The organism is Cryomorphaceae bacterium 1068, assembly GCA_027214385.1.
Lineage (GTDB): Bacteria > Bacteroidota > Bacteroidia > Flavobacteriales_D > Cryomorphaceae > JAKVAV01.
Genome location: JAPVXR010000003.1, coordinates 39257 through 56818 on the forward strand (window position 1 = coordinate 39257; position 17562 = coordinate 56818).

Annotated in this window: 18 protein-coding genes; all 18 read left to right on the forward strand. The window is 41.8% G+C overall.

Features of this window, described 5'->3' with window-relative positions; translation table 11 throughout:
* Positions 1 to 96 precede the first annotated feature (96 nt).
* The 18 genes from O3Q51_05225 (at position 97) to O3Q51_05310 (ending at position 17480) form a co-directional block, all read left to right on the forward strand.
* Positions 97 to 2610 carry a hypothetical protein gene (locus O3Q51_05225; protein MCZ4408197.1) on the forward strand — a complete coding sequence of 838 codons (2514 nt, stop codon included), beginning with the start codon at positions 97 to 99 and terminating at the stop codon, positions 2608 to 2610.
* A gap of 168 nt (positions 2611 to 2778) precedes the next feature.
* Positions 2779 to 3387, forward strand: coding sequence for a class I SAM-dependent methyltransferase (locus O3Q51_05230; GenBank protein MCZ4408198.1), 609 nt, complete (start codon positions 2779 to 2781; stop codon positions 3385 to 3387).
* 151 nt (positions 3388 to 3538) lie between these two features.
* A complete protein-coding gene (gene katG, locus O3Q51_05235) occupies positions 3539 to 5836 on the forward strand; it encodes a catalase/peroxidase HPI (protein ID MCZ4408199.1) in 2298 nt (765 codons plus the stop codon).
* A gap of 127 nt (positions 5837 to 5963) precedes the next feature.
* Entirely contained in the window at positions 5964 to 6758 is a 795-nt protein-coding gene (locus O3Q51_05240; GenBank protein MCZ4408200.1) for a DUF6090 family protein, read from the forward strand.
* A gap of 31 nt (positions 6759 to 6789) precedes the next feature.
* Entirely contained in the window at positions 6790 to 7545 is a 756-nt protein-coding gene (locus tag O3Q51_05245) for a DUF6090 family protein (protein MCZ4408201.1), read from the forward strand.
* A complete protein-coding gene (locus tag O3Q51_05250) occupies positions 7542 to 8300 on the forward strand; it encodes a DUF6090 family protein (GenBank protein MCZ4408202.1) in 759 nt (252 codons plus the stop codon). The genes O3Q51_05245 and O3Q51_05250 overlap by 4 nt, the downstream gene beginning before the upstream one ends.
* 35 nt (positions 8301 to 8335) lie before the next feature.
* Entirely contained in the window at positions 8336 to 9079 is a 744-nt protein-coding gene (locus O3Q51_05255) for a DUF6090 family protein (GenBank protein ID MCZ4408203.1), read from the forward strand.
* A gap of 145 nt (positions 9080 to 9224) precedes the next feature.
* Positions 9225 to 9998: a DUF6090 family protein gene (locus O3Q51_05260; protein MCZ4408204.1), complete on the forward strand. Its 774-nt coding sequence runs from the start codon at positions 9225 to 9227 to the stop codon at positions 9996 to 9998.
* The gene (locus O3Q51_05265; protein MCZ4408205.1) at positions 9995 to 10747 is read left to right on the forward strand and encodes a DUF6090 family protein; all 753 of its coding nucleotides are present in this window, start codon (positions 9995 to 9997) and stop codon (positions 10745 to 10747) included. The genes O3Q51_05260 and O3Q51_05265 overlap by 4 nt, the downstream gene beginning before the upstream one ends.
* A gap of 35 nt (positions 10748 to 10782) precedes the next feature.
* Complete coding sequence (locus O3Q51_05270) at positions 10783 to 11553, forward strand: DUF6090 family protein (protein MCZ4408206.1); 771 nt, start codon at positions 10783 to 10785, stop codon at positions 11551 to 11553.
* 10 nt (positions 11554 to 11563) lie between these two features.
* Complete coding sequence (locus O3Q51_05275) at positions 11564 to 12292, forward strand: DUF6090 family protein (protein ID MCZ4408207.1); 729 nt, start codon at positions 11564 to 11566, stop codon at positions 12290 to 12292.
* The gene (locus O3Q51_05280) at positions 12289 to 13065 is read left to right on the forward strand and encodes a DUF6090 family protein (protein MCZ4408208.1); all 777 of its coding nucleotides are present in this window, start codon (positions 12289 to 12291) and stop codon (positions 13063 to 13065) included. The genes O3Q51_05275 and O3Q51_05280 overlap by 4 nt, the downstream gene beginning before the upstream one ends.
* Positions 13062 to 13829, forward strand: coding sequence for a DUF6090 family protein (locus tag O3Q51_05285; GenBank protein ID MCZ4408209.1), 768 nt, complete (start codon positions 13062 to 13064; stop codon positions 13827 to 13829). The genes O3Q51_05280 and O3Q51_05285 overlap by 4 nt, the downstream gene beginning before the upstream one ends.
* 8 nt (positions 13830 to 13837) lie before the next feature.
* Positions 13838 to 14563, forward strand: a complete 726-nt coding sequence (locus O3Q51_05290; protein ID MCZ4408210.1) for a DUF6090 family protein — start codon at positions 13838 to 13840, stop codon at positions 14561 to 14563.
* Between the two features lie 64 nt (positions 14564 to 14627).
* The gene (locus O3Q51_05295; protein MCZ4408211.1) at positions 14628 to 15350 is read left to right on the forward strand and encodes a DUF6090 family protein; all 723 of its coding nucleotides are present in this window, start codon (positions 14628 to 14630) and stop codon (positions 15348 to 15350) included.
* Between the two features lie 32 nt (positions 15351 to 15382).
* Positions 15383 to 16123, forward strand: a complete 741-nt coding sequence (locus tag O3Q51_05300) for a hypothetical protein (protein MCZ4408212.1) — start codon at positions 15383 to 15385, stop codon at positions 16121 to 16123.
* Between the two features lie 106 nt (positions 16124 to 16229).
* On the forward strand, positions 16230 to 16991 hold the full coding sequence (locus tag O3Q51_05305; protein ID MCZ4408213.1) for a DUF6090 family protein: 762 nt from the start codon (positions 16230 to 16232) through the stop codon (positions 16989 to 16991).
* A 171-nt stretch (positions 16992 to 17162) separates the two neighbouring features.
* Positions 17163 to 17480, forward strand: coding sequence for an HPF/RaiA family ribosome-associated protein (locus O3Q51_05310; protein ID MCZ4408214.1), 318 nt, complete (start codon positions 17163 to 17165; stop codon positions 17478 to 17480).
* Positions 17481 to 17562 lie beyond the last annotated feature (82 nt).

Consider the following 17562-nt stretch of genomic DNA (forward strand, 5'->3'; position numbering starts at 1 on the left):
AGTTAAATAATAGGTAAAAGCTGTATTTAGAGGTAATTCTATCGTATACTCATCTTGTTTCTGATTATCGCGCTTTTGATGCTAAAGTTCAAATGTATGTCTCTCAACAATGCTTTCCTGAAACGGATAGCTTCTCTATTGGTAGGAGTGCTTTTAGGAGTAAGTGCATTTTGTCAGGAAGTCCCAATCGTATCTTACTCGGTAGATCAGGACGGTAAAGTTCTGCTAGAAGTCAATTCTTCCGCTGATCACTATTATATCCTTAACGTAAGGCACATTGAAGAAGGGCCTTTTGAAATTAGTGTGTCATTGACAATGGGAGAGGAGGGAACCACCATCATTCAGGAGCCTCTGGGAGCTTATCCCATAGATCACTATCAAGTCTTGGAATATGATATCTCTGATCCCTTTGATACAGATGGTGATGGATACGATGACATTACGGAGTTCAGTAACCTTCCGTCGCAAAGTCCCTTTAGCGCTGCGGAGCCAATCGATATTATTGACGCTACTGTCGCCATTGATACCATTACCACGTTCAACACTCTATCACTTCAGGCACCGGTGATACAGTTCTTTGAATTTTTGAATGGGAAGGAGTTTTTAAAGTTTATCATTCTGGACTTTGATTCCGATAATCCCACGGTATACTTTATGAATAGTGGCACCCACTGGCTGCATGCTGAGTTTGCCGATTGGCTGGGTGTTGACTATCTGGCCGATGATGTTCAAAGGGGTAATGTAGTTTTTCACCCAACCATTCCCGGAGCTAACGGGACCTTGGGAACTTTTGCTTTCAATTACAGCAATAATGCCGAGCGTAGCTTTCCTACAGTGCAGCGCACACAGGAGCTTTTAGCGGCAAATATGCCCATCATTAAAAACAACCTGGCCTACTTCGTAACGCTCAATAATGAGGGGGGCTATTACTGGGAGGAAGAGCTCTACGAAGGCTCTAGAGTTTCCGTAGTTTTAGAGTCTGACGTATATGCTCAGGTAGATTATCTGGGGCTGAATTTGGAGGAAGGATATGGTCGACTGCGACAGATGGATTCAGATGATATTCCCGGGATCAAGGATATTGTGATCTACGAGTCAATTCCCAATCTCCTTCCGAGGGTTTCAGGAATTATCACCTCAGTGGTTCAAACCCCGCTCTCACATGTCAATTTACGAGCTATTCAAGACGAAATACCGAATGCCTTCATTCGAGACCCATTAGAACTCGAGTCTATAGCTGACTTGCTGGGCGGCTTCGTCTACTTTAGAACAGAACAGGACGGTTTCATTTTACGAGAGGCTTCATCCGAAGAAGTGAACGAGTGGTTTGAGAACATTCGACCTTCTGCAGCTCAGGAACCTCCACTAGACTTATCCTACACTTCCATATTGCCTCTCTCTGAAATTGACTTTGACATGTTTGATGCCTATGGAGCCAAATGTGCCAACGTAGCGACTATGGGGAATTTTGGCTTTCCCCAAAACACAATCCCCGAAGGGTATGGCGTGCCATTCCATTTCTACAAAGAGTTTATGGAGTTCAATGGGTTTTTCGATGTGATAAGAGAAATGCTGGAACGTGAAGACTTTAAAGAAGACCGCGAAGTGCGAAATGATCTTCTGGCAATCTTAAGGGAATCAATACGGCAAGCGCCTATGCCTGATTGGATTATGGCTCAATTGGCTGAGATGCATGCGAGTTTTCCTGAAGGCACTTCCGTAAGATGCCGTTCAAGTACGAATAATGAAGATCTTCCCGGCTTTAGCGGTGCAGGGCTCTATGATTCAAAAACGCAACATCCCGACGAGGGTCATATCTCAAAATCCATTAAACAGGTTTATGCCAGCCTTTGGAATTTAAGGGCATTTGAAGAAAGAGATTTCTTCCGCGTAAACCATTTCAATTCTTGTATGGGTGTGCTCTGTCATCCCAATTACAGCCTGGAAAAGGTGAATGGAGTAGCTGTGAGTACCGATCCCGTTTATGGCACTACAAATACCTTCTACCTCAATTCGCAGCAAGGTGAAGACTTGATTACCAATCCCATTCCGAATACAACCCCCGAGGAAATTCTACTCGATAAGTTACCGGGAGAAGAGGATGAGTATTTTGTCATACAACGATCTAATCTTGTTCCTCCTGACTCTCTGCTTATGGGACCTGAATCCCTATTGGAAATGAGGGGTTATTTGACGAAGATTCACGAAGAATTTGCCATTCTCTATGGAGCTGAACGCAATCCTACTTTCGCCATGGATATAGAGTATAAGATTTCTGCCGATGATCAATTGATCATAAAACAGGCTCGCCCTTGGGTTTCTTATGTGCCTCAAGGCGATGAGTTATTTGCCAATCTAAAGCCCGAGAAGCTCTATCTTTATCCCAACCCTGTTGAGCAAACTCTTAATGTCAGATGTACAGAGTGCCGTCTAGATCGAATCGTAATCATGGATGTAGTGGGAAATACATTGTATGATAGTGCAGTGGATCCGTCAAATTCGGAAAAGTTCCAATTTGATGTCAGCTATCTCTCAACAGGTGTTTATATCATTTCAGGTTACTCCGAAGGTCAAGCCTCGGGTATTTCAAGCAAATTCTTCAAGCTTTAGGTCTCGCGGCCTCAAACGGTTATTGCATTTTTCCGTTTTACTCCGCTTTAAGGTGACATAAGTCACATATGATTCCTGACAGATTTGAAAATCACTCATGAATCCACTCCTTGTTGGTATCTTTAAAACTGATAGAAGTAAAAAGGTAAATCTTAGGATATTCAGGAAATGACTGAAGTAAGAAAAAAGCATTGGGAGAGCGTTTATCGAACCAAATCGCCCGATCAGGTGAGTTGGACGCAACTAACTCCTCATGTTTCACTTGAATTGATTGAGTCTTCGGGCCTTGATAAAACGGCGCGCATCATAGATGTGGGAGGTGGTGACAGTCGATTGGTCGATCATTTGCTGGATGAGGGCTTTGAGAACATTACGGTTCTTGATATCTCTGAACAGGCCTTGGAAAAGGTGAAGAAACGATTGGGTGACCGTGCCAATCTGGTAAAGTATATTAGTTCTGATATCGTCGATTTTAAGCCAGAAGGCACTTATGACCTTTGGCACGATCGAGCTGCCTTCCATTTTTTAATCAACAACGAAGACATCGAAACATACCGATCAATCGTGAATACCCACGTAACAGATAGCATGATCATTGGTACGTTTTCAAAAAGAGGTCCCTTAAAGTGCAGTGGACTTGAGGTCAGTCAATACGACCCAATTGAATTGGAAGAGGTATTCAAACCTGAATTCAAAAGAGAAGAGTGCTTGAATAGAGATCACGAAACTCCATTTAGAACACAGCAAAACTTTATATTCTGTAGATTTAAAAAATGACCGACTAACCTTGAGCCTGAGTAAAGCTCAATGGAAGGTGTCATATATTTTATCGATACACTTATTGAAATTATAGTTTTGGTATATATAAGCCTCCCATTAAATTTGGCCTCATCAACAAAGAACTAAATCACCTTAAAACACAAATAATATGAAGAATTTACTACTGGCAGTTGGATTGCTCCTAACATGGTCCGTTAGTGCTCAAGATAGCTCGGCGGATGCTCCCAAATGTCCTTTTGGACATGACGGTAGCTCACAAGCAAGCACCGCAAATGGTGAATACGATACGTCCGTTCGTGCTCAACTAACACCAAGAGACGCTAAAGACAACCAAGAATGGTGGCCTAACCGTCTTGACTTGAACGTACTTCGTCAGCAGTCGGAAATGACCAACCCAATGGGAGAGGATTTCGACTACCGCGAAGAGTTCAGCAGCTTGGATTACGAAGCGTTGAAAAAGGATTTGACTGAGTTAATGACGGAATCTCAAGACTGGTGGCCTGCAGACTACGGTCACTACGGCGGATTCTTTATTCGCATGGCATGGCATAGTGCGGGAACGTATCGCACGGGCGACGGCCGTGGTGGGTCGAGAGAAGGACAGCAACGATTTGCGCCTTTGAATAGCTGGCCCGACAATGCCAACTTGGACAAAGCCAGAAGACTCTTGTGGCCTATAAAGCAGAAATACGGAAGCCAGATTTCTTGGGCTGATTTGATCATCCTTACGGGAAATGTTGCGCTCGAATCAATGGGGTTTGAAACCCTTGGTTTTGCGGGCGGACGAGAAGACGTTTGGGAGCCACGCAGCAATGTGTACTGGGGACCCGAAACGAAATGGCTTGACGACGAACGCTACACGGGAGACCGTGAGTTGGAATCACCATTGGCTGCTGTGCAAATGGGACTGATCTACGTAAACCCTGAAGGACCAAATGGAAATCCCGACCCGAAGCTAGCAGCTCACGACATTCGGGAGACTTTCGGCAGAATGGGGATGAACGATGAAGAAACCGTTGCGCTCATCGCAGGGGGGCACACTCTTGGTAAAACACACGGAGCAGGACCTGCATCAAACGTTGGTCCCGAGCCCGAAAGAGCATCAATAGAAGAGCAAGGATTCGGATGGACCAGTACTTACAAATCAGGTAAAGGCGCAGATGCTATCACTTCAGGCCTTGAGGTAATTTGGACAACTACTCCTGATCAATGGAGCCACGGATACTTCAAAGCTCTCTTTAACGAAGAGTGGGAATTGACAAAAAGTCCCGCAGGTGCGCATCAGTGGGTGGCAAAGGATCCTAAGGTTATGGTACCCGATGCATTTGACGAATCCAAAACACATAGACCAACGATGTTGACAACAGATCTTTCGTTGATAGAAGATCCGGAGTACCGCGTGATTTCAAAACGATTCTTGGACAATCCCGAAGAATTTGAAGAAGCTTTTGCTCGCGCTTGGTTTAAGTTGACGCACCGCGATATGGGTCCAAAAGCCCGATTGATCGGACCGGAAGTGCCTCAAGAAGATTTTATTTGGCAAGACCCCGTTCCAGTGCTAGACCATCAAGTAATCGACAGCAAGGATATCGAAGGCTTGAAATCGCAGATTTTGAATTCAGGTTTGTCCGTTAGCGAGCTGGTTTCTACCGCTTGGGCATCGGCAGCTACATTCAGAGGTTCTGACATGAAAGGTGGTGCCAACGGTGCGCGCATCCGATTGGAACCAATGAGAAGCTGGGAATCGAACAATCCACAGCAGCTCAGCAAGGTCTTGACGACTTTGGAAAGTATCCAAATGGACTTCAACAAGAAGAACAAGGATAAGCAAGTTTCCATGGCCGACTTGATTGTTTTAGCCGGTTCTGCAGCAGTAGAGAAAGCATCTAAAGATGCGGGTTACGAAGTGAAAGTGCCTTTTACTCCGGGTAGAATGGATGCCACTCAAGAGCAAACTGACCCTTCTTCAGTAGCTGTACTGGAGCCAATGGCCGATGGTTTCAGAAACTACACCAAGACGCAGTATACGCTTCCTCCTGAAGCGCTGTTGATCGACAAGGCGCAGTTGATGACATTGACCGCACCTGAGATGACTGTTCTGGTCGGAGGGATGCGCGCTATGGGTGCCAACTACGATGGTTCAGAATACGGTGTGTTTACAGATACGCCCGGTCAATTGACGAATGACTACTTCGTTAACTTACTCAGCATGGACAATAAGTGGGAGCCGACTACTGAAACGAAAGAAATGTTTGTAGGAAAAGACCGCAAGACGGGAGAGGAGAAATGGAAAGCCACAAGAGTAGACTTGATTTTCGGATCAAACTCTGAGCTCAGAGCTCTGGCCGAAGTCTATGCCGCTTCTGATGCCAATCAGAAAATGGTAAACGATTTTGTACAAGCATGGGTAAAGGTAATGGAGCTCGATCGCTACGATTTACTCTAGCAGAGAATTGAATAAATTGAAATTGAAAAGCCGATGGTATCATCGGCTTTTTTTGTGTTTCATATTTACTCGATTTCAGTACTTTTCCAAACGAGAGAAATAATCCCGATTTTCATATTGTCCGTGCATGATCAAATTCTTCCGCCGAATCCGTCAGAAACTCCTTACCGAAAGTCGCTTTGGTAGTTACCTATTGTATGCCATCGGCGAAATAGTTCTTGTAGTTATCGGGATATTAATTGCCTTGCAAATCAATAATTGGAATGAGGAGCAAAAGCAACAAAGACTTGAGCAGGAGTATTATTGTCGTCTTTCTGAAGATGTGACGCAGGATAAAGAACAGATGAGCATACTGCTTGGCTTGGCGCAAGAACGATTGGAAGCCTCAAATCAGTCCGTTAGATTATTGCTGGATGAGAATTCGAAAAAAGTCGAAGTCGGTCAGTTGATTTCGCTTTCGCTGAAGGCCGTATATTCTGACTTCCAGCCAAACAATTCAGCTTATGAAGACCTGAAATCAGGAGCCAATTTGAATATTATTTCTGATAAGTCGGTGATAAAAGCCCTGAACCATTACTTTAATCGCGTTGAAGAATTGAAGAGTATTATAATGGTAAACGGTAAGTATGCAGTTGATTTATCATTTAGGCATACCGACAATTTTGCAAATGGTACCAATCAGGCTTCAATAGCCAACGGGAGATTCTCGAAAGGTTTGGATGAAGACTTGAAAAAAGCATTTCCGATTGACGAGGATGAATTGCTCAAGCCCGAGATGAGAGAACGACTGCTTGGAGAGTCGCTTGAATACGTTTCTGTGAATACTCGTCAGGTTGAACTTTACAGTAAGCTATTGGATGAAATCATTGAATTAGAAGGACTATTGGGACAAAAATGCGAAAGGTCTTCAGTAACTGAATAGTATTTGAGCCAATAACGAACCATTTTTGACGATGATCAAATTCTTCCAACGTATCAGAAAAGAGATGATAAAAGAAAATCGCGTATCGAAGTATATGCTCTACGCTATTGGCGAAATAGTCCTGGTGGTCATTGGGATACTGATTGCCTTGCAAATCAACAGCTGGAACCAACTGCGCCAACAAAACAATCAGGAAAAAATCTATTTGGAAGACCTAAAAAGAGATCTCATTTTTGATATTGAAACACTCGATGAAAAGATCGTGCAGAATGAAACTTCGATAGAAAATGTCACTAAAGTACTGACGTTGATTTCGTCGAAAACAGATTTTTCTGATGAGGATAAAATGAATCTATACCAACTGCTAATCCCTATTTGCGGTGAAACCTATTTTATTCCCGAACAGGGAACCATACATCAGATAGAAGCCAGCAGTGCGGGGAGTTACCTGCGCAACAAGGCGCTTAAAGACCAGATTTTTAGATACTATTCTAGCCGAGAACGCGAGGGGAAGAACATGGAGCAAAGCATACAACTCTATCAACACCATTTTATAACACCCAATATTCTATCTATCGGTATTGATCCCGTATTTTCAGAAGTAGCTTTCAATGGGAATTATGAACTGGACACCATTGATTTTACTTCACTCTTGAAAAACAAGGAGTTCAATATCGCTCTGTTTATGAAGAAAGTAGGGGCTACCAATCAGAACGGTTTATATCAAATCGCACAAAAGGAAGCGGAACAAATTATTGCGCTCATCGATGATGAATTAGAGATATGATCAAATTCTTCAGACATATCCGAAAAGCCATGATAAAAGAAAGCAAAGCCTCGAAGTACCTGCTCTACGCAATCGGCGAAATTGTGCTCGTGGTGATCGGTATATTGATTGCCCTCCAAATCAATAATTGGAATCAAAATGAAACCAATAGAGCTAGAGAAATAGCGATTCTCAAAGATTTAAACCAGGAGTTTAAAAAGAACACATTGAAACTCGATTCCTTGATTCAAGACCACCGTGGGATGCTTGAGGCAGCTAATGAGATCATGATGCTGATAGGAGAACCTGAAAATACTTTGGCAAACCATAATGTAGACAGCCTAATTTACCTCTCCATCGATTATGATGATTTCAATCCTAGTCAATCTGTAATCGACGAAGCAATAGCATCGGGAACGATAAGCTTGATTCGTTCGGATTCTCTGCGTTCGCTCATTTTTGACTGGGTAAGCGCCATGGGTGGCATTAAAGAGTCATATGCTACTATGGACGAAATGGGTCAAACGATGACGCTTCCGTATCTTACCAAATACGGCTCTATGAAGAATATTGACTATTTCGGACTGATGGAAGCAAATGGTAAATCCAAATTCGAATCCAGAAACCCAGCGCTTTTCCAGGAAGTAGAATTCGAAAACATTATGGATAATCAAGCTTGGGGAATGAAAAATTATCTGAATAAATTGGAGGGACTGAAGCCTTTAGTAGATCAAATTATGCATCTGACGAACCGAGAAATAGAAAAGGGTAAATGATCAAATTCTTCCGCCGCTTCCGCCAAAAACTGCTTATGGAAAACCGAGCTTCGAAGTACCTGCTATATGCTATTGGTGAAATCGTGCTTGTAGTCATCGGGATATTGATAGCCCTGCAAATCAACAATTGGAATGAGCAGCGTAAAGAACGCGGCAGAGAAGTCGAATTTCTCAAGGGTTTAAAGACCGACCTCCTAGCTGATAGGGCAAGTTTGGAGAGTGTGATTGAGAATAGAACGGCAAAAGTAAAAAGTTGCATTGCATTACAGGGTAGCATCCAATTGGAGACCTACACTCAAGTGTTTTCAGCAGATTCAATGATTTCAACTGTTCTTGGTTGGGTGGAATATGTACCGCAGACCAATACCTTCGACGAATTGGTCAATTCCGGCAATCTCGGGATCATTAAAAATGACAGCATTAAAAACAGATTGCTGAAGCTAAAACAAGATAGAGAGCGTGACCATACTTACACCCTGCACATGCGCAGAGAGTACGATCACTACCTCTATGATCGGCACGCCGAATTAGGATCTGTTTGGCCTTTTGGAGATTTTGAAGAGTCAGCCAAACAAGGAGTATTAGTTTACCAAGTCCTTTCGGACGACGAAGTTGAATTGATAGCAAACGGAATCAAAGCGTATCTAAGTGATCGGCGTGTGAGAAATGGATTGCGTCTTGCAGCCGGCAATAACTCAGGTCTGCTATGGGGCTGTCAGAAAATGTACAAAGATGGGAATGAACTCATCGAATTGATAGAAGAAGAGATAAACAAATGATCAAATTCTTCCGCCATATACGTCAAATCCAAAAGTGCTTCCAAAACCTTAAAGGGTGGACTTTTGCAGTTAATGTTTTGAATGAAAATGTGTGCGCGGGCTCGCCTCTTCAGGGGCTGGGGGCTTCGCGGCTAATAGAAAATCGATGATCAAATTCTTCCGACATATCCGACAACGCATGATTAAAGAAAACAGAGTTTCTAAGTACTTGCTCTATGCTATCGGCGAAATCGTGTTGGTGGTAATCGGAATACTGATTGCCTTGCAGATCAATAATTGGAATGAGGCGCGCAAAGAAGGAGAACAACGCCAGCAACTCATTTCATCGCTATTGGAAGATTTCGAGTACAATAGGGAAACATTGCTGAATCATAAATTACCAGCTATGGATATGGCCATGGAAAAAATGGAATTATTCTTCCGTTTGATGCAAGAAGATACTGATGTGAATAAAGGTCAACTGCTTTCAAGTGCACAGGTTTCGGTGGATTCACTAAGGAAGCTGGCAATACCCTTCTTCCAAAGTGAACCATTCAGTGCCAACCTTACAACATTGAGCGAAGCTTCTTCAAGCGGAAAACTAAGTCTATTGAAGAACAAAGAACTATTCAGGGAATTCACTCAATTTGAAATGTACTATGATCGCTTCCTCTATTTGACTGAAGAAAGCACACATGCCTATTTCAATGGTTGTTTATGGGAAATCAGGAGAACAGTGGATCCCGATGTTCTTGCCGGAAGAAAATCCATGCCAAACCTCAACTATGAGGAGTACAAGAAGATTATGGATCAACCTCTCGCAAAAACCGCATTATACAATGCACAAATCCTTAGGTATAACAAGAGATCAACGCTTTCTAACCTATTAGAAAACACAGATAAGATCATCTCCATTTTAAAAGAAATGCAAGAATCATGATTCAAATCTTTAGAAAGATCCGCCAGCGACTCTTGTCCGAATCAAGATTTGGCAAGTATTTACTCTATGCATTTGGAGAGATTGTGCTGGTGGTGATAGGGATACTGATCGCCATCCAACTGAACGAATGGCGCAATGACGCGATCAATAGCCAAAAAAGGGACAAAGTGTTACAAGCGTTGCACTTCGAATTTCAGTCAAATCTGGCTCAGATGGATACCGTTCAATCTTATCAAAGAAGAATAACCTTGGACTATCCTGTCGTCATGGATCTGATCAAGACTGTGGATGATCTTGCCAATGACTCCATCCTTCTTCTCGCACATAATCACATGGGAACTACTTGGAGTTTTGACCCTATCAACGGGGCGCTCCGTTCTGCTATTTCCTCAGGAGAGATCCATCTTATCGAGAATGATAGACTCTTGGATCTTTTGTTCAGCTGGGAAGATGTGGTCAATGATTCAAAAGAAGAGTCAGATAGACAAAGAGAATTTCAGACCAAGCAACTGGATCTATTCAAGAAGCACGTGCGAGTTGGCGATCTCTGGGCGTCATATTATCCGAACAGCATTCTCAGCCATTTCCCATCCGATGCTCGTGGACTCTATAAAGACGAGCTATTCGAAGATTATATATCCCTCAGTTATTTCATGGCGTATGAGTATTTGCTAGAACTCGATCTCATCAGAGCCAACAATTTGGAGATTCTGGAATTGATAGAAAGTGAAACAGTGAAATTGCAATGATCAAATTCTTCCGTCGCATACGCCAAAAGCTTCTTATGGATAGTAAATTCTCAAAGTACCTGCTCTATGCCATTGGAGAAATTGTGCTGGTGGTCATCGGAATTTTGATAGCCTTGCAGATTAACAATTGGAAAGAGACCAAAAAGGAGCGTGCACAAGAGAAGGCTATTCTTAGTCAGGTTCATACCGAATTCAAGAGCAATCTCAAGCAGCTGGACGAAAAGATTGACATCAGAAAAAGACAAATAACAGGAGCGCAGGATTTACTCGCCTTCATTGACTACCCCGATTCAAGAGTGAAGGATAGTATAGAAAATGCGCTGACTTATACCATTGGATACTCCACTTTTGATCCCATTGTAAATGACTTGGCTTCAGCGGGGAGTTTGCGGATAATTCGCAATGATAGCCTCAAATTGCTCTTATCTCAATGGACCAGCGAGTTGGTTCAAGTCATCGAGTCGGAGCAGTCGTGGTACAAGTACCGAAATGAAGTCTATGTGCCGTTTTTGATAGAAAACACCCAGCTTCGTACCTTGAGAAATGCTGCAATGAATAGAACTTTCGTCGGGAAGTTTCTCATTGATGTGGATAACCGGGAAGCCTTGGACTCACGCGTGGATTCCATTGGCAATTCTGCTTTTAGTTATGACATTAATGTGCTTTTGAACAATCCTGACTTTGAAGACCACCTTACTCGTTGCATAGTAACCAATAGCATTTCAAATGTGCAGTCGTATATTTTACGCAAAAGAATATTGCTGATTCTTAAGATATTGGAATCAGAATTAGACCTGAAGAATTGAACCCTAGCCCATGATTAAGCTATTCCGAAAAATCCGCCGGCGATTGCTATCTGAAGGCAAGTTCAGCAATTACCTGCTATATGCCATTGGCGAAATCGTTTTAGTGGTGATTGGAATTCTTATAGCTCTGCAAATTAACACAAGCAGTCAAAGAGCAAAAGACCAAGCTCAAGAACAAGTCTACCTGAAGAGTTTTCAAATCGATCTCGAGAAGGATATACAGGAGTTGGATCGTGTGATTGCGAAGGCTACTCGTGTTTCGGTTCTGGCAGATTCACTACTCATGTTTTTTGAGAATAGAGACCTTCTGGACGACGAAACACTTGAGCCCATCATCTTGGAATTGTCCAATTTCACTATCTACCTATCGCATGAAGGAACTGTTAGAGATATTGTAGGTTCTGGAGATTTAGATCTTATTCAATCAGATAGTGTTCGAATTAAAATGGCGTCTTGGGAAGCTGACCTAAAGAGCATAAGGGAATGGGAAAGTTTAAGTAAAGAAGCCACCGCTGACTACATGGATTATCTTGGAGAAAACATAGACATGTACAAGCGCGAATCTGGTAAATCTATGATTGACGAAGAGTCAAAAGCTAGGATTCTTGAAGATCGTTATTTCCTCAACTTAGTAGCCAGACGGTACCATGAAATGACGATTTTGGCGCGCCTTTATCAGTCAGAATTGGAATCTACCCTCAACACGCTTAAGGTCGTAAAATCAGAATTAAGACCATGATAAAATTCTTTCGCCACATCCGTCAAAAACTACTCGCTGAGAGGAGACTATCCGGTTATTTGGCTTATGCCATCGGCGAAATTATTCTCGTGGTGATCGGGATATTGATCGCCCTACAGATCAATACATGGAATGAGGAAAACAAGCTCGAGAAGTCGAACAGAGTCCTCTTAAAAAAGCTGGTTGGTGAGTTGGATCTCAATATGGACAGATTGATGTATCTCGATACGTCAAATAAAGACGAGAATGGTGTTTCAAAACTAGACCGTATACTTGCAAATGCCGACACAGCTCTGCATTACATGACTTCAGGACTTGATACTTCCGGAATAGTCTGGATGTTGGAAACACGGCAATGGTGGGCCTTTCAATTCAACTTGCATTCTTCGGTGTATCAGGAAATGATAAGTACGGGTAGGCTTTACACACTCGAACCTGACTCGCTTATTCAACAGATTGAAACCTATTACAAGAGTTTAGAACAACGCGAATTTTACCTGGATAAGATGGTCGATGGTGTACATCGGCACTGGGAAGATTGCAAATACGGTGAGGCCAGCTTGGAGACAGAGTTCAATAAATATGGCGTCGATGCTCTTGACCATCATCAATGGGTTTTTGATCGGCATTCCGAGAACTACTTGGACCTTCAGCAAGCCGTGAAACGCTCTTCTATTGTAATGCATTATGAAAAAGCAGAGCTCAAATCACAGCTTAAGCTTTCACAAGAACTAAAGAATCAAATTGAAAACGTTTTAGCACAAGACAGATGATAAAGTTCTTCCGAAAAATCCGTCAACGCTTACTAAAGGAAGGGAGGCTGTCCAGTTACCTCCTCTACGCCATCGGCGAAATCGTGCTTGTAGTGATTGGGATTCTTATTGCTTTGCAGATCAGCACTTGGAGCCGAACTCGTCAAGAAAGCGATAAAGTGAAGTCATACCTGAGAAACATTGAAGCCGATCTCAACCAACAACTGGCCTACATTGATATCCAACTTGAGTTTGAATATAATTGCGACTCTCTTGCCAAGTCGTTATTGGCTCGTTATAGAAAGGAACAGGCTCTCGCCATAGATTCTGTCTCATCCGGTCAATTGTATAATCTGACCATACGCAATACTTTCACCAAGGCAGATCCCACCTATCAAGATCTCATTTCCACAGGGAACATTGGTTTGATCAAAGATGAATTACTTCGAAACGAAATCCTCAATTACTATCTCGAACTTGAACGTTTTGAAACGATCATGATGATCAACAATACACTATACGTAGATGAGATGTTTGCTATGAAAATGGTGAACAATGCCTATATGGTCAGCGATGTACAGATTGGAAATACAGACCGCAGACTATTCGAAGTCTCCAACGAGATGTTAGAAGTTCCAGAGCATGAGATGTTGGTGATCAATCTCATCAAGATTAGAGAAGATATTGCCGTAGGACATGTTAAATTTATGAATGAACTCAAAGAAAAGACAGAATCGATGCTCGATGTCATCCAGAATCATATCATTCTAGAACAGAAAGAATAAGAAGAGAAATGATCAAATTCTTCCGCCATATCCGCCAAAAGCTTCTTATAGAAAACAAAGCTTCAAAATACCTGCTCTATGCCTTTGGCGAAATCATTCTTGTCGTGATAGGAATATTGATTGCCTTGCAGATCAACAATTGGAACGAGTCTCGAAAACTCGAGAATAAAGTCGCTAGCATCTACGCGATTGTGAAAAGTGACCTGCAATTGGATATGGAGAATATTGACTACGTTCTTGAAGCAATGTTACCAGAAGACACATTGCTAGGAATAATATTGGAAGGTCGTATGACGCGTGAACTATACGAGAATTGTGATAACTGTGAATTTGTAGTAGGTGGTTTCCCTGATATCACCTTGAGGTCTCGTGGTTTGACTTTACTTGAAGAGAACAGTACAATTTTCGACGCGCAGAAGGACAGTCTATTTATTCAAATAAGTGAGTTTTATTCCTATTATTTTACAGAGATAGAAGTAGATATGGAGGAAATCGAGATGGATTATAGCGATAATTTTGCTTTTTGGAAGACCAATAAAACCTGGTTTGCTGATAACATCCACAGTATAAAAAATGATGATTTTGTACAGTATGCGTTAACCGATCCAGATTACATAAATCGCGTCGCATCATGGCGTAGACTCTATTTTCAAAATTACCTCAGCCACTTGAAAGAGTACAAAGAAAGTGCCTTGATTTTGATAGCAGATCTAGATAAACAAACCAACCAATAGCGGGTAGGCATGACTACCGAAACCAATGATTAAATTTTTCCGCCGCATCCGCCAAAAGCTTCTTATGGAAAGTAAATTCTCAAAGTACCTCCTCTACGCTATTGGAGAAATCATCCTTGTGGTGATAGGGATATTAATCGCTTTGCAAATCAACAATTGGAATGAAGGCCGAAAGGAGGCTAGCTTTGAAATTCAAATTCTCAAGGCATTCAAAGAGTCGCTAGAAACGGATTTATCCGACGTAGATGCCAATATTAATAGACACCAGCAAGGACTCCGCTCAGCCGATTCAATTTTGGTTTTACTGGAGTCAACACAATCAATCAACGAAGATTCATTGGCTCAACTCTTTGCTGCCGCGATGATGCATACGCGTTTTGTTCATTCCACCAGTGCTTTTGAATCGCTCAAAGCAAAAGGAGTGAATATCATCTCAAATCCAATTTTACAGAAAAAAATTGTAGACGTTTACGATTCGCAGTACAGTTTCTTCTTGCTTAACGAACAGGACTTTATTGACCAAATAATGATCGGCTACAACACCATCATGCCAACACGTTTCGAAGAATCCTTTAATATTGACATCAGCACCAGCGAACTGACGGGCCACTTGAAGCCACTTGATTTTGAGGCCCTCAAAAAAGACCAAGAGTTTCTATATTATTTTAAATCTCTCAGAAACTGGACTAAAATTATGATCGAATTTCAATATGCCATCTTAAGAAGCAACATCGTTGATCTACAGAAAATGATCGATGAAGAAATAGAACGAATAGAGGGATTATGATCAAATTCTTCCGAAAAATCCGCCAAAGGCTTATGTCAGAAAAGAAATTTAGTTCCTATTTGTTGTATGCGATAGGCGAAATAATTCTCGTCGCCATTGGAATACTCATTGCCGTAAATGTGAACGATTGGAATAAGGAAAAAGAGCAAGACAGATTAAAGACCGAGTTAACCCGAGAAATGATTGCGGAGTTGAACTATAATATTGATCGAATAAAATTTCTGGATACGGATACCTCGAAAATGCCATATCCCATTCGCTTTGCTGACTCGCTGTTCATGGAGCGTAGGAATTATTTCGAGGGTGGTCTGGACACCAACGAAATTCGTAAATTATTTGTTGGGCCTATTTTTCGATACAATGAATTCAACATGGAATATGATGTGTTCGAACAAATGAAACAGACCAATGTGATCAATCGGTTCGATAAAAAAGTCAAGACGGCCATTAAAAACTATTATAAGCTTTTGGAACGCGAAGAAGGATACAATCGCGTAACCCTTGAACCCATCCAGAATGCTTACGCCAAAACGCTATATGGTTACCAGCGCTTAAGGAGGGATTATTACGCTGATTCCCTAACTTATTTCAGTAAAAACGCCTGGGTATTCGATCCTGATTCAAGGGATTATTTAGACCTTGAATCCTATGTTGATGTCATTGCAGGAAGTGTTCATAGCTCGAGGGCAAGGATGCTTAATATTCTTGAAAATTCTGAAGAATTGAAGCTGATTCTCCAAGAGGAACTAGAAAGTGAGGACCTGGATAAATAGTGTTTTTAGAAATAATTGCCAGAAATTGTTCTTCCGTGGCACTTGAGAAATCCAAGGAAAATAAGGAACCGAAATGATCAAATTCTTCCGAAAAATCCGCCAGAGAATGATAAAAGAAAGTAGAGTTTCAAAATACTTTCTCTACGCCATCGGCGAAATTATTCTCGTGGTGATAGGGATTCTTATTGCTCTTCAGGTGAATAACTACAACAATGAGTTGAAAATCCATAAAGAAGAAATCGCTTTGCTCCAAGATCTGAGAATTGACCTGGAAATGGCAGACGGAAAAATCCAGAAACAATTGAAGTATTTTCGAAGAAGCCAAGATATTCATTACCAGATTTACAACGAATCCATAGGCAAGGCTTCATTCGACTCTACCATGCGCTACCATGATTTGGTTTGGCACTCAGTAGTGAGGGATTTCATCGGTGAGAATTACACGTCGAAAATCGGTGAAATCAGCGATGAACGCCTAATGCGAATTTTGCGTGATTATCTCTGGAGGGAGCAATTGGCGTTGGAAGCAATCGATGAATGGAATGACGTCAAGTTCAACAAGGTTCGACCATTTCTCGATAAAAATGGACTTTACGATAACCAAGTAGCCTTTAACGATGATCCCTATGAGTTTATGACCATGGGTAAGGATGGAATTGTAATAAACTACCACAAACTATCGGAGCTGTATGGAACCCAAGATCTTGACCAACTTCTTTACTATCTCCGCCATTCAGCCTCTTGGTGCCTGCATTGCATGGGGAAGCTGCAAGATGCAAGTGCTAACCTAAATTTGGCCATTGATTATTACATCGATGGTGATTATGAAAAGCTGGATGATATCGAACCACTGGAAGGATATTATTAATTGACAAATACAATGAGAATACTCGCCTCGTCATTCCTTTTTTCATTTAGAATTTTGTTCTTTGTGTGCTGAATAGAAATGGAGGCTTAGATCATTCAGACAAGAGAATCTAAACTTTCCCAAGAGAAACCGTCTTAAACATATTATTAGTAGTTAGAAAAACGATTTTAAATGACAATACAAGTAAATACAGACAACAACATCAAAGGCTCTCAAAACATGGAAGCCTATTTCACGGAAAAGATAGAAACGGGATTAAAACACTTTGCTGATCACATTACTCGTGTGGAAGTGCACCTGTCTGACCAAAATGGAGAAAAGAGCGGGACCAATGATATTCAGTGCCGCTTAGAAGCAAGGTTAGAAGGGCAGCAGCCCATCCTCGCAGAGAGCAGGGAAGAAAACCATGAAAAGGCCCTGAGTAAAGCCATCAGTAAAATGCAAGCAGCACTTCGAACCAAGATCGGGAAGATGCAAAACAACAGATAAAACTCAGACCAGCCACTGCTCTGGTTTGTGGCTGGTCATTATAAATAAAACCCACGATTTATAGTCATTGGAGTCGAAGGGC

Excerpts from the sequence above, each read along its gene's own strand:
- O3Q51_05295 (MCZ4408211.1), top strand. The coding sequence starts at position 14,628 with ATGGAAAGTAAATTCTCAAAGTACCTCCTCTACGCTATTGGAGAAATC.
- O3Q51_05240 (MCZ4408200.1), top strand. The coding sequence starts at position 5,964 with ATGATCAAATTCTTCCGCCGAATCCGTCAGAAACTCCTTACCGAAAGT.
- O3Q51_05260 (MCZ4408204.1), top strand. The coding sequence starts at position 9,225 with ATGATCAAATTCTTCCGACATATCCGACAACGCATGATTAAAGAAAAC.
- O3Q51_05285 (MCZ4408209.1), top strand. The coding sequence starts at position 13,062 with ATGATAAAGTTCTTCCGAAAAATCCGTCAACGCTTACTAAAGGAAGGG.
- O3Q51_05250 (MCZ4408202.1), top strand. The coding sequence starts at position 7,542 with ATGATCAAATTCTTCAGACATATCCGAAAAGCCATGATAAAAGAAAGC.
- O3Q51_05270 (MCZ4408206.1), top strand. The coding sequence starts at position 10,783 with ATGGATAGTAAATTCTCAAAGTACCTGCTCTATGCCATTGGAGAAATT.
- O3Q51_05230 (MCZ4408198.1), top strand. The coding sequence starts at position 2,779 with ATGACTGAAGTAAGAAAAAAGCATTGGGAGAGCGTTTATCGAACCAAA.
- O3Q51_05245 (MCZ4408201.1), top strand. The coding sequence starts at position 6,790 with ATGATCAAATTCTTCCAACGTATCAGAAAAGAGATGATAAAAGAAAAT.
- O3Q51_05310 (MCZ4408214.1), top strand. The coding sequence starts at position 17,163 with ATGACAATACAAGTAAATACAGACAACAACATCAAAGGCTCTCAAAAC.
- katG (MCZ4408199.1), top strand. The coding sequence starts at position 3,539 with ATGAAGAATTTACTACTGGCAGTTGGATTGCTCCTAACATGGTCCGTT.
- O3Q51_05265 (MCZ4408205.1), top strand. The coding sequence starts at position 9,995 with ATGATTCAAATCTTTAGAAAGATCCGCCAGCGACTCTTGTCCGAATCA.
- O3Q51_05275 (MCZ4408207.1), top strand. The coding sequence starts at position 11,564 with ATGATTAAGCTATTCCGAAAAATCCGCCGGCGATTGCTATCTGAAGGC.
- O3Q51_05290 (MCZ4408210.1), top strand. The coding sequence starts at position 13,838 with ATGATCAAATTCTTCCGCCATATCCGCCAAAAGCTTCTTATAGAAAAC.
- O3Q51_05225 (MCZ4408197.1), top strand. The coding sequence starts at position 97 with ATGTCTCTCAACAATGCTTTCCTGAAACGGATAGCTTCTCTATTGGTA.
- O3Q51_05300 (MCZ4408212.1), top strand. The coding sequence starts at position 15,383 with ATGTCAGAAAAGAAATTTAGTTCCTATTTGTTGTATGCGATAGGCGAA.
- O3Q51_05305 (MCZ4408213.1), top strand. The coding sequence starts at position 16,230 with ATGATAAAAGAAAGTAGAGTTTCAAAATACTTTCTCTACGCCATCGGC.
- O3Q51_05280 (MCZ4408208.1), top strand. The coding sequence starts at position 12,289 with ATGATAAAATTCTTTCGCCACATCCGTCAAAAACTACTCGCTGAGAGG.
- O3Q51_05255 (MCZ4408203.1), top strand. The coding sequence starts at position 8,336 with ATGGAAAACCGAGCTTCGAAGTACCTGCTATATGCTATTGGTGAAATC.